Raw genomic sequence first — 12655 nt, forward strand, 5'->3', positions numbered from 1 at the left:
TGACCGTGCTGAATCATACCGAGGATAACGCGGGCATTATCCTCAGCATGTTTATCAACAGTAGAATGAAGTCGAATGGTTATATATCGGCTCTTTTTAATATCTTGAATGTGTTTTTATCACCAACACTTTTATATTCAAGACCATCTGTAAGTTGCACAACAATAATGAAACCGCGCCCTGACGTCGTCCATGTTTCCGGATCCTCCGGATCCGGTTCGATGAACTCCCCTTGTATTGCCCGGCTAAATTCATCTTGTGACATGGCCTTGCCATAATCAGACACTTCAATCACTAATTCTTCATCTGAATTAAAGAAACAGGTTAAATCAATGGGCAGTTGGTCTGACGATTCGTAAGCATGTTCATAAGCATTATTCACGACTTCAACCAAACACAGTTCTACCTGTTCAACCATTTCATTCGAAATAGACTGGCTATTCAAAAATTGTTGCATGTCATCCGCAATATAACGCGACACATCTGATGAGCTTCGATACTGCTTGCTAAAGCTCCCACTAACCCTTTCCATTAGGCAAGCTCCTATTGATTTAAAATATCTTCCTCTGTACTAGCCGGATTAGATGGAACATAAGTTGGTATGCTACCGATGCTGCCTACCATCGCTTGAGTCTGTCGTCGATCTTTCAACATATGTACGGCATCCAGTTCAGATAAAGACTGGATATACCCGTCATGACTAATGAAGTAGTCACCAAATACGGTTTTATTATCCACGTAGGCCGCACCGGCAACATGAATATAGTCACTAACTAAACTCTGTTTAATTTCAGCACCACTTTCAATTTTACAATTAGCGCCGATAACCACAGGACCTTCGAGCACAACATTCGGCTGAATTTCACAACCGCTACCAATGATTACCGGTGGGATGACTTGGCACTGACTCTCATCAAAGACGGTATTGATCCCCACCCAAATACCTGGCTTTACTTGCGTGCCGGGAATCGGGTATCCAGGCACTTTGCCATGCAAAATTTCACTGGTGACGCCCCAAATATCACTAATATTACCAACATCCAACCATTGGAATTCCATGCTTGTGCCATAAAAGTCGACGTTATTCGCCACTAAAGCAGGAAACAGCTCGCTACCAATATCGTATTCTTTCTCGCTCGGGATATAATCGAAAATCTCTGGCTCGAAGATATAGATGCCTGTGTTGATCTCTGTCGATAGCGCATCTTCAATAGCGGGTTTTTCTTGGAAACTGGTGACTTTTCCTGTGTCATCGGTCACAACAACACCGTATTTGCAGACTTCTTCCAAAGGCACTTCACGAGTAACGATAGTGGCTATGCCCCCTTTGGCTTTATGGCGTTTTACCGCTTCTGTCAGATCAAGATCGATCCACGCGTCGCCACACACCACCACAAAGGTTTCGTCGAAGAAGCCTGAAAAATCCTGAATTTTTCGCATGCCGCCCGCAGAACCTAACGCTTTACTGACAAATTTACCGTCAACCATTTCCCCTTCATAGGAATAGGACAACTGCACATTAAAGTGGTGGCCATCACTGAAGTAATTCTCAATCACTTCGGCTAAGTGGCTAGTATTGACTACGATCTTATCAATGCTGTGCGCTGCAAATAATTGGATCATGGATTCCATAACCGGCTTGCCCAAAATGGGGATCATGGGTTTAGGAATGGTATGTGTAATCGGCTTAACCCGAGTACCTTTACCTGCCGCGAGAATCATCCCTTTCATTGCAAGCTCCTTGTTATGCCAATGCATCCAACGCTGTTTCGACGCTGTCGTAATGCGTGATCAGTTTGTCCATACGGGTAAGTTTCAATAATTCACGTACAGGACGCTGTGGGTTCACTACGCTGATTTTTTTCCCGCGTAGCATTTTATACACCGCCATTACAGCACCCAAGCCACTACTGTCCATGAAACGTACATCTGTCAGTTCCAACACAAGATGCTGACCAATCTCATCAATATTTTCTTCCACTGCGCCACGAAATGCAGGTGCCAGCTTGGCATCAAATCGTGCTTCTTTTACTTGAAGAATTGTGCACTGACCTTTGTGGATAATCTCATATTGCATGCTTGCTCTCCTTCTGGGTATCCTGTCCATTCAACAGCCATCACGCTGATGTCATCATCAAAATTATCGGCTTGCTGCCAATCACGAACGCTGCTGACCAATAGCTCTGTCTGTACTGAGGTCGGGTGATCTTTCAATGACACGACCAAATCTTTAAACCGCGGCTCTGAAAACTGCATGGCTCCATTTTCTGCTTCGGTAATGCCATCGGAGTAAATCCACACTTTATCGCCGGGCTCTAGCTGTATATAAGCCGTTTCAAATTCAGCAAAATCAAATGCCCCTACCACAAAGCTGTCTTGCCCGATAAATTCAGCCTGCCCGGTTTGCGCATGTAGCCACACCAACGGAGGATGCCCCCCCACTGCAAACGCCAGTTTCCCGGTTTTCACATTCAACGTGGCGTACACCATGGTGAAATACAGCATGTTCTCTGCCCCACTCAAATACAGTTCATTCAAGCGGCCCAACACTTCATGGGGGGCATTCAAACGGTAATAAGGCGCTTCAGATATGGCTGTTTTCACCACCGAGCCGTTATCAGAGTTCACCGATATACTTTGTTGCACAGAAAATGACATCAGTGCCGATGACACGCCGTGACCGGCCACGTCCAACAAGTAAAACGCCACATTTTCTTCATCGAGTTGCATGTAGCCCAGCATGTCACCGCCAATTTGCGCACTAGGAATCGATACATAACTCAACTCCACCCCAGTCAGCTTTTTCTCTTGTGGCAATAGCCGCTGCAGTAATTCACCCGCTGACTCTAAATCTTTCTTGATGGTGGCGTAGGCTTTGTCCAGCTGATGATTTTTTGACGTGATTTCATTGTGCAGAGACAGGGTTCTAAAACCCGCTTGAATACGGGCGGTTAACTCATCGATATGGGTGTTTTTCACCACGAAATCATCCGCGCCAGCATTGATCCCATTAATAATGGAGGCCTGATCGTCCTTGCCCGAGAGCAACACAAAAAAGAGGTAACGGGCGTAATCCACTGATTTCAACCGGCGGCACAGTTCAATCCCATCGATGCCTGGCATCATCCAATCGCTGAGAACAAACTGGATATCTTCCCTCTCTTCAAGAATTTTCAGTGCTTGTGCGCCATCATTAGCCGTCGTGATGTGATAGCCCCGCTTCGATAGCTGCGTTTTTAGCAGCAACAGCATGGTCCGGTTGTCATCTACGAGTAAGATCTCTGGCATACCGTTCACCACCCAAATAAGCACTTAAAGAATATAATCAGCATGTTGCATATTCATTTCTATTCTGTCAACACATATATTAAACCGTTCACATATACACAAGAGTCTAGTAACCTTTACTAACAGCAACAAAGAATTAGACAGTTTTTGTTTGCGCGATCAAAAAAATTCATGAGATCAATGTGCGATCTCTCTTTTGTTAAGGATTAACTGTGTGGGCTAACCGTTGGCATCCCCTCTTTTTCATTGCGATCACCTTGCCCTGCCACGCAGATACCTACTTGGCAGAAACGCGCAAACACGCCCCTGCACCACAGTCTCCCTCTCTGACGCTCGGCCAACATATGGAAGAAAATGATGACGTCGCCCCGTCTGAAGCGAACTTAATATGGAAAGGCGTTTCTAGCTCGTTTGCGCTGCCTTTTGAAGAATGGGAAAACGATGAAGATGGCACGTTTTTACAAGGACTCAGTGGTAACCTTGGTGCCGGTTATCCCCTATTATCGACCCCCGCAGCCAATATTCCGGCCAATGCCACAACGGGGCCCTCTAACAACAATGCCACGGGTACGCTGTCGCTCAAATACACCCTACTTGGCAATTGGTTCGTTTCTGGCACCTTCTATTATTATTTTGATGCCGACCAACAACAGCCTTGGAACCCCGATTTTACGTATGTGTTTGGCTACAGTGACTGGCGCCCCTATACCCTCAGTTTGGTGTATGCCAATTACGGGGGAAACCGCTTTAAAGCGACCGATGAGCAACCCATTACAGAGTTTCGCCAAGGTACGTGGTCGTTAGGCTGGAAATTCCCGATCACCGCGCCTTTCATTGATTGGTTCGCCGCCACGGATGAAGGGGCGATAGGCTGCCAACTCGATTTCAACTACACACCGGAATACTTCGACCTCGCCTCCACAACCTACAAAACCGGCCATAAAACACTGAGTTTGGGGTGTAAGTACGCCATTACCGGTAACTGGTACGTTAACGGCACCGCATTTTATTATTTCGACAGCAATCAAAAGCAACCTTGGAACCCTGATTTTACCTACGGTTTCGGCTATTTTGACTGGCGACCAGGCACCATCACGCTGCAATACAACAACTACTCCGGTAACCGTTGGCACCCTTCTGATCGCGGAGAAGAGACTGGCCGCTTTAAAGACGGCGCGATCACTCTTTCTTATTCGTTCGCCTTTTAAGTCAGGTTATTCGTGACAATGAAGAAAAATAGGCATTCGTGTCTATTATTCCGTCTATCCTTGTTTCATGACCAATAATGACTAGGTTGCATATAAAAGTCCCCAAGGAAATAAAATGCAACTCTGATCACATTAGCTGACAAATGACTCTCAACTTGGTGCACGTTGGCATAACGCGCGTCTGCTCAACAGTGTGAGTCTCGGCATGACCATCAAGCGAGGTGTAATATGGCAGGAACTAAATTCAATGACACGGTCACGGGAACCGATCAGGATGACAGCATCAACGTACGCTCTGGCAGTGATGACGTAACCGCCAAAGACGGGGATGATTATGTCGTCGGTGGCGAAGGAAGTGATCGCCTTGCAGGGAATGAAGGGAATGACACCATTTTCGGTGATCTTGAATACACAGACGAAGCCCCTGCTGCCCCTTCCCCGACCGATAATTGGGGCACCGCACAAAATGTGTATCAATATAACGCCGCGGAAGATAACAGCGAATCAATAAGCCACAGCGCCCGCCTAGGGAATTATCTGGTTGATAACAGTGGCCTCATTAATGCCTCTTTCACGACCTCTTCGACATACGAAACGGTGACCGTTGATCTCGTCGATGAGAATGGCAAAGTGGTCGATTCCACGCCTGCCACAGTAAATCCCGATGGCAGCATCTCGCTAGATTACACCTATACCCAAGATCAATTCGATACCGATGCACTGATTACGTTCCAATTACTCAATGAAAACGGTGACCCGATCACTGACATTGATACGGTGAGTATTGTCGCCAATAACATCTATGATGATGACATTTCAGGCGGTGCTGGCGACGATACGATCTTTGGTCAGCAAGGGGCAGATACCCTACTTGGCGGTGACGGCAATGATTTCATTGATGGCGGGATTAACAGCGATACCCTGCACGGGGGAACCGGTGACGACGTCCTGATTGGGGGTAATGCCGATGATACGTTATACGGTGATGAAGGTGCCGATACGCTGCTAGGCAGTGACGGCGATGACACCTTATATGGCGGCGATGGCGATGACACCCTGCTCGGGGAGCTGGGTAACGATACACTTTTCGGGGGCGAAGGCGCTGACATTTTGCTGGGCGATGACGGCAACGATGTTCTGTCTGGGGATGCCGGCGATGACAAACTGTTTGGTGGGCTCGGTGAAGACATAATCACCGGCGGCACGGGCAATGATGAAATTCACGGGGACGCGGGCGTCGATACCCTCAGCGGTAATGAAGGTAATGATTTCATTATGGGTGGCGCGGGGAACGATACCATCACCGGGGGCAGCGGTAACGACCACTTACTCGGCGGGGATGACGACGACCTCGTTTCTGGCGGCGAAGGCGATGACCAAGTCTACGGCGAGCTGGGTGATGATATTGTCGAAGGGGGTGCTGGTGACGATTTAGTCTTTGGCGGCCTGGGCGATGACACCCTCTCTGGGGATGAAGGCCATGACTTCCTCTATGGGGGTGAAGGCGACGATAAACTCGATGGTGGTGAAGGTAATGACCACCTTCATGCCAACGAAGGTGATGATACCATTATTGCGGGCGCCGGTGACGACTTTGTATTCGCCGGTGACGGGGACGATACCATTGATGGCGGTACTGGTAACGATACCCTCTATGGAGAAGGCGGTCACAACACCATTACCGCCGGTGATGGTAATGACATCGTTTACAGTGATGCGGGTAATGATGTGATTGATACCGGCAACGGGGCCGATGTGGTGTTCGCTGGCGCGGGCAACAACACAATCACCACTGGCGCCGATAGCGATACGGTTTACGCGGAAGGCGGCGATGATAAGATAGACCTCGGCGAAGGTGACAACACCGTATACGCCGGTGACGGTGATAATACGATTGTCTCTGGCGCAGGTCACGACAGTGTCTACACCGGAAGTGGTGATGACAACATCACCGTAGGATCAGGTAACGACCAAGTTTATACCGGTGATGGCGCGGATAACATTGATGCTGGCGCAGGTGATGATGCCGTCTTTGCCGGTGCGGGTGATGATGTCATTAAAGGACAATCTGGCAATAACCAACTGTTTGGTGAAGATGGCAACGATACCATTACTGCCGGTGCCAATGCGTCAAAACTCTACGGTGGCCAGGGCGATGATACGCTAACCGGTTCGGCAGAGAACGATTACCTCCATGGTGGTGAAGATAATGACATTCTCACCGGGGCGCTGGGGGACGATACCTTAGAAGGTGCGGCGGGTGATGACGTACTTACCGGCGGTGAAGGTAATGATGTCTTACTGGCCGGTACCGGTGACGATATTCTTGATGGCGGTACGGGTAATGACACCTTGGTTGGCGGGACGGGTAACGATGCCCTCACAGGGGGGGACGGTGACGACGTACTTGCAGGGGGAGCCGGTAATGACACCCTCGACGGTGGCGCGGGCATATCACAGCTGTACGGTGAAGCCGGTGACGATACCCTCGTCAGTGCCGATCAAGATGACTTCTTAGGCGGCGGTGAAGGTAACGATACCATTACCGCCAATGCCGGTAACGATACGATTTTTGCCGGCAGTGGTGATGATAAGATTGATGCCGGTGACGGGGATGACCTCGTGTACGGTGAATCAGGTGCCAATACCATAGTAACCGGGGCCGGTAATGACGTCGTTTATGCTGGGGTGGATAACGACACCATTACAACCGGTGAAGGCAACGATACGGTATACGGTGAGTCCGGTGCCAACACCATTGATACCGGCGTGGGTGATGACCTCGTGTACGGTGGGATCGGGGCTGATACGGTAACGACCGGTGACGGTGTTGACCAAATCTATGCGGGTGACGGTGACGATAACATTAATGCAGGCAGCGGGGCTGACCATGTCGATGCAGGTGCTGGCGATGACATTATTGCGGGTGGCGACGGGGATGATGCCCTCTTTGGCGGTGCCGGTGACGATACCTTGATCGGGGGCGCGGGTGCCGACTACTTGGCGGGTGGTGATGGCGATGATCAGATCACCGATGATGGCACCGATACCGTGCTCGGCGAAGGTGGTAATGACACCTTGATTGCCGCAGAAGGCGGGAGCCACCAAATCTTTGGGGGGGCCGGTGACGATACATTGGTCGGTAGCGAGGCCAGCGATACGCTCTACGGCGGGGCCGATGAAGATACTATTACAGGTGGCGGAGGCAATGACACACTGTTTGCGGGAAGCGGCAATGACACGGTCAACGCCGGTGACGGTGACGACACCGTGTATGGCGAAAGCGGCAATAACACCATTGATTTAGGATCCGGCGATAACACCTTATTTGGCGGCGATGGCGATGACACCGTCGTTGCTGGTGACGGCACAGACACCTTCTATGGCGCAGCCGGTAATGATGCTCTGGATGGCGGTGCCGGTAACGACATGCTTGACGGCGGTGAAGGCAATGATGTGCTCGACGGGAACGACGGTATCGATTTACTCATCGGTGGTGCCGGTAACGATACCCTGCGCGGCGGAACCGGTGATGACAAACTCTTTGCGGGTGAAGGCAACGACACCCTCTCTGGCGGCGACGGCGATGATGAACTGCATGGCACGGCGGGCAGCAATACCCTGTCAGGCGATGCCGGTGACGATACGATTTATGGTGGAATAGACCGCGATATCGTCGATGGCGGGATCGGCGATGACAAAATTGAAACCTTTGCTGGTAACGACGATCTCCAAGGTAATGACGGCAACGATACATTAGATGCTGGCGAAGGTGACAACACCTTAGACGGCGGTACAGGCGATGATATTCTGACGGCTGGCGACGGTGACAATACCGTTAATGAACTCAGCGGAGGGAATGACACCATCACACTGGGTGACGGGAATAACACCGTCTTTGCGGGTGAAGGGGTCGACAGCATCATTACCGGCGACGGCAATGATGTGATTGATGCCGGTGATGATAATGATACCGTCAATGCAGGTAACGGTGACAACACCGTCATCGGCGGCTTGGGCAATGACACCCTCATTACCGGCAGCGGTACCGATCGCCTTGAGGGCGGTGACGGTAACGATACACTCAAAGCCGGTGATGGCGATGACCGGGTTATCGGTGACCTCGGTAATGACAAACTCTACGGCGAAGCGGGTAATGATACCTTAGAAGGCGGTGACGGTAACGACAGCCTGTATGGTGGCAGTGGCGATGACCTCATCTTCGGGGAGGCAGGTAACGACACCCTGAAAGGAGAAAGTGGTAACGATACCTTGTATGGTGGCGACGGCAACGACACCTTACGCGGCGGTAACAATGATGACACCCTGTTTGGTGCCACCGGCGACGACAAGTTATTTGGCGACAGCGGCACTGACACCTTATACGGGGATGTGGGGGATGACCGTCTTAGCGGGGGGTCTGGTGACGACACCCTTTCAGGTGGTGAAGGCGATGATAGCCTCGCGGGGGGGAATAACGATGACACCCTGGATGGCGGGGTCGGTGATGACACACTCAGCGGTGACGCGGGAAGTGATTTACTGTTTGGTCAAGAGGGCAATGACACCCTTGACGGGGGTAGCGGTGTCGACCAGCTATTTGCAGGCAGCGGCAATGACACCCTCATCTTTGATACGGATGACATAGCGGGCTCAGACGGTACCACCGTCCACTTTAGTGGCGGTTCCGGTTTCGATGTATTAAGCGTCGGCAGTGATGGCGATAGCCAGATCATCGACATGACAGCGACGGCTTTCCAAGAAATCGAAGCCGCAGTGATCACCGCAACAGATGCAGAGCTCAAACTAGGGCTCGATAAAATCTTAGCCAACAACACAGCCGAAGACAGTAACGCCCAATTTGTTACCACAGGGGCAACCAAGTTGGATCTTGAAGGGTTTGGTTGGGAGCTGACGGCGAATACCACCGATATGCCGGAAGGACTACAAGGGGCCTACGAAGCCAGCAATATTGATACGCAGTCTCTACAAGGCTATACCTTCACCAATTCCGATGGCCAAGAAGTCACTATTTGGAGTGATAACGAAAGTGAAGACATCAGCTTTAACGGCGGCGATATCTAACCCATCGACATAAACAGACTCAAGCCCGGCCAGTCCGTAATGCATGTAAGTTAAGATAACTTACGTTTCTTCAGAGGCCGAGTCGCATAGCGACTCGGCCTTTTCTTTACTGCTCTCGGATAACTCCGCTCTTTTCTATCGGGCAAAACAAAGCTTTCCGCCATATCCAGTATGTAATTCATCACTTCTGGTATACGACCCGGTGCTACTGCGGGCAGGAGTTGAAGTTGGCTGAGTAAGAAGATTGATGCTTGTTTAAAACCTATTTGGTACGGCATTACTGATTTCAGTGAGTAGGCCATTTGGCACATCATGAACCGTAATAGGTTGTAAGCTAATAACATTCCCCATAGCTCTTGGGTCACTAACTCTGGAGTCTTGCTTCTCAGTGTTAGGTTGTTTTGCAGCATATATTGCTTCATTTCCCGATAACCCAACTCTATTTCCCAACGGTGACTGTATAGCTCAGCGATATCAGCCCCCGGATACCGCATCGGATCAGTCATTGAGGTCAACAGTTTTACCTCTTTTCCTTTAATTGTTTTTGTTATTAAACGAGCTTGCAGTGTCTCAGGTGCATCCGCCCATTTCTTTCTCGCTTGAGGGGAAAGTCTCAACTCCACAAGTTCCTGGCCTTTACCTAGCTTGCCTATCGTTGTGTATTGTGCACCTTTGCGTAACGGGATTAACCAATGCTTTTCTTCACCACTACTTTGCCAACGGTGAAGTAATCCTAAGGCATAAAAACCTCGGTCAAATACGGTAAGGCTGTGGGATGGAGATTGGTCAACAAGTTGAGCAGTCAGGTCAACTTCACTCACTGATACGGAGTCAAAAGCAGCACTATTGAGAAGGTGACTCGTGAGTTCCATATGGCAAACCATACGAACTTGGGGGTAATCCGAAATGGTCGTCTTGTTACCTGTTCGACCAAAATGCGCGTCATTACCAGCCGTGTCCGGTGTTCGCCACACTACGCCATCTACAGCATGTAATGTTAAGCCGTGCCAGTCTGGATGCGGTGTTTTCTCATGCCAAAGTTGTTGTGTCTTGTTAAATACGGCTTCAACCGGTTCATGCCCCAGCCGTTTTCGAGCTTGAATGACAGCACTCGGTGCGACAAATGGCTTCTTACCCGGCAAGAGAATATCGAGTTGAGAAACAACTTTTTCCATAGAAAGATGCCGATACAACGACATCCCAACGACACTCCACACCATTAGCTCCATTGGTAGGCGTCGTTTTCGAATTGTGGCAACGCCGGTATCGTTTAAGCACTGTTCAATGATGTCTGGAGACAGGAGATCTGATAACCCTGATAGTTCTGTTGCTGAAAATGAGTGGACTTCATGAAGTGCTTGTCTGAGGAACATAAAAAAATCCGAGTGCAGTGAATACACTCGGATTTTGACATGCTGTAAGGATCGTTCAACTGATCATTTTTTCGTTAACTGATCAGCATTACGGCCAGTCCGGGCTTTTTTATGGTTCATCGCGGCTTTCCGGGGAAAGCCGCTTTGATCTTTAAGAAGAAGTAATCGGTATCTCGGTAACCATAGTCCATCCGTTTTATTAATTTTATCTTGTTATTGATCCCTTCAAGCGTACAGGTGTTCAACGGATAGCGTGCTGAAGCGGTAATCCCATGAAGGTAAGGACTGAGCTTTCGGGCAAACTCTTGTAGGGGTTTAATTCCACTTTCATTGACTTGAGCCCACCACACCTTCCATAAGCTCTTTGCCTGATGCTCTGACTCACAACGCCAGAGTTCCTTCAACTGTGCGCCCAATACATAGGTCGTCATCAAGTCCTTATTTATCTCCAATATTTCATTGAGATAGCTGTTCTGCTGTGTATTTAAATTATCTCTATTTTTCAATAATACCCAGCGTGACCGCTTTACCCATTGCCTCGCTTTCTTATCATGTTTTAGCTTATTGGCTTGGTCGACTCTGACCCTATCCATCACTTCTCGACCGAACTTTGCTACAACGTGGAACAAGTCATAAACAATACGTGCATTTGGGCAATGCGCTTGAACCTCAAGATCAAAAGCCGTATTCATATCCATGGCTACCGCTTCGATATTCTTGCCATGTTCGCCTAACAACTCGAAGAATGGTCGTATATCTTTGCGGCTGCGACCTAGACCAATCCAGATAACCTGATGACTTTTCGCATCTGCAATGACAGTGGCGTAGCGGTGCCCCTTAAAAATGGCGAACTCATCCATGACGAGTTGCCTCAATTCACCCCATTTAACTTGAGGTACCACTTGTTGAAGCCGGCGCTTATCTATCTCTTTGATGGTGTGCCAATGCACTCCTGTCATCTCGGCGATATGCTTGATCGGCAAAAGAGGCAGCAGTTGTTCGATATAACTTCGCATGCGATTGGTGATACGAGCATAAGGCTCCAGCCAAGATAATCGCTCCGTTCTAATACCGCAGTGACTGCATTTAATCCGCCGAGTTTGAACAAAGAGTTCAACTGGCGTTCCAAGCAGCGTTGCTTCCTTCACGTTACGCCATTGGTACTCATGCACGGATTGAGCATTAAGTCCGCAAGGGCACTTTGCGATAGAGTGAGGTTCAAGCGTGAGCGTAATAAGTGATGCAGTCTGATGAGACTTTACTATCTGAAAGCCTTCCCAGAATGAAGATAGGAAAGTATGATTCGGCATGAAAACGGTAGTTTGTGTTGGTTTTGTTTGGCGATAAAACTCTATCACTTACTACCGTTTTTGTTTTGAGTTCCCGCTTATCCGCGATGAACCTTTTTTATACCTTAATAACGAGGAATTATTTTGAAGCAGATTTTATCTGTCCCCTCACCTGCGCAGTACATTTCGGACAATAATACGACTTATAGTGGATTTCCGCCTGACAAGCCCCGCAAACAATATGCTTTTTATCTTTGCTGAAATACATCAGCAATGCCCCTATCGGTCCGAGCACATAACCCAGTAAGATACCGGCGATAAAGTGCCCTTTTTGGTAGCCAATTACCGACGAAATACAAAAAAACACCAGGTAAAATCCGAACCAAAACCACGTGGTCAATTCCATTTTCCC

General features: G+C 49.1%; 9 protein-coding genes. 2 read left to right on the forward strand and 7 right to left on the reverse strand.

Annotated elements, in window-relative coordinates; all coding sequences use genetic code 11:
* Nucleotides 1-79 precede the first annotated feature (79 nt).
* The 4 genes from ACSF8W_RS19480 to ACSF8W_RS19495 are packed head-to-tail and all read right to left on the reverse strand — an operon-like array spanning nt 80 to nt 3288.
* Nucleotides 80-532, reverse strand: coding sequence for an ATP-binding protein (locus ACSF8W_RS19480; RefSeq protein WP_500848816.1), 453 nt, complete (start codon nt 530-532; stop codon nt 80-82).
* 11 nt (nt 533-543) lie between these two features.
* On the reverse strand, nt 544-1731 hold the full coding sequence (locus ACSF8W_RS19485) for a nucleotidyltransferase family protein (RefSeq protein ID WP_500848817.1): 1188 nt from the start codon (nt 1729-1731) through the stop codon (nt 544-546).
* A 13-nt stretch (nt 1732-1744) separates the two neighbouring features.
* Nucleotides 1745-2077: an STAS domain-containing protein gene (locus tag ACSF8W_RS19490; RefSeq protein ID WP_500848818.1), complete on the reverse strand. Its 333-nt coding sequence runs from the start codon at nt 2075-2077 to the stop codon at nt 1745-1747.
* Nucleotides 2029-3288 carry a PP2C family protein-serine/threonine phosphatase gene (locus tag ACSF8W_RS19495; protein ID WP_500848819.1) on the reverse strand — a complete coding sequence of 420 codons (1260 nt, stop codon included), beginning with the start codon at nt 3286-3288 and terminating at the stop codon, nt 2029-2031. The genes ACSF8W_RS19490 and ACSF8W_RS19495 overlap by 49 nt, the downstream gene beginning before the upstream one ends.
* 212 nt (nt 3289-3500) lie before the next feature.
* Here ACSF8W_RS19495 and ACSF8W_RS19500 point away from each other — a divergent pair, with 212 nt between their 5' ends.
* Nucleotides 3501-4496 carry a hypothetical protein gene (locus tag ACSF8W_RS19500; protein WP_500848820.1) on the forward strand — a complete coding sequence of 332 codons (996 nt, stop codon included), beginning with the start codon at nt 3501-3503 and terminating at the stop codon, nt 4494-4496.
* A gap of 228 nt (nt 4497-4724) precedes the next feature.
* Nucleotides 4725-9581: a beta strand repeat-containing protein gene (locus ACSF8W_RS19505; RefSeq protein ID WP_500848821.1), complete on the forward strand. Its 4857-nt coding sequence runs from the start codon at nt 4725-4727 to the stop codon at nt 9579-9581.
* Between the two features lie 50 nt (nt 9582-9631).
* On the opposite strand, the gene ACSF8W_RS19510 is transcribed toward ACSF8W_RS19505, so the two are convergent.
* The 3 genes from ACSF8W_RS19510 to ACSF8W_RS19520 form a co-directional block, all read right to left on the reverse strand.
* Nucleotides 9632-10954 carry an IS4 family transposase gene (locus ACSF8W_RS19510; protein ID WP_500847844.1) on the reverse strand — a complete coding sequence of 441 codons (1323 nt, stop codon included), beginning with the start codon at nt 10952-10954 and terminating at the stop codon, nt 9632-9634.
* A 116-nt stretch (nt 10955-11070) separates the two neighbouring features.
* Nucleotides 11071-12264, reverse strand: coding sequence for an ISL3 family transposase (locus ACSF8W_RS19515; protein WP_500848873.1), 1194 nt, complete (start codon nt 12262-12264; stop codon nt 11071-11073).
* A gap of 118 nt (nt 12265-12382) precedes the next feature.
* The gene (locus ACSF8W_RS19520) at nt 12383-12649 is read right to left on the reverse strand and encodes a hypothetical protein (protein WP_500848822.1); all 267 of its coding nucleotides are present in this window, start codon (nt 12647-12649) and stop codon (nt 12383-12385) included.
* Nucleotides 12650-12655: the final 6 nt, after the last annotated feature.

It is taken from the genome of Photobacterium sp. 270122K (genome assembly GCF_059941365.1).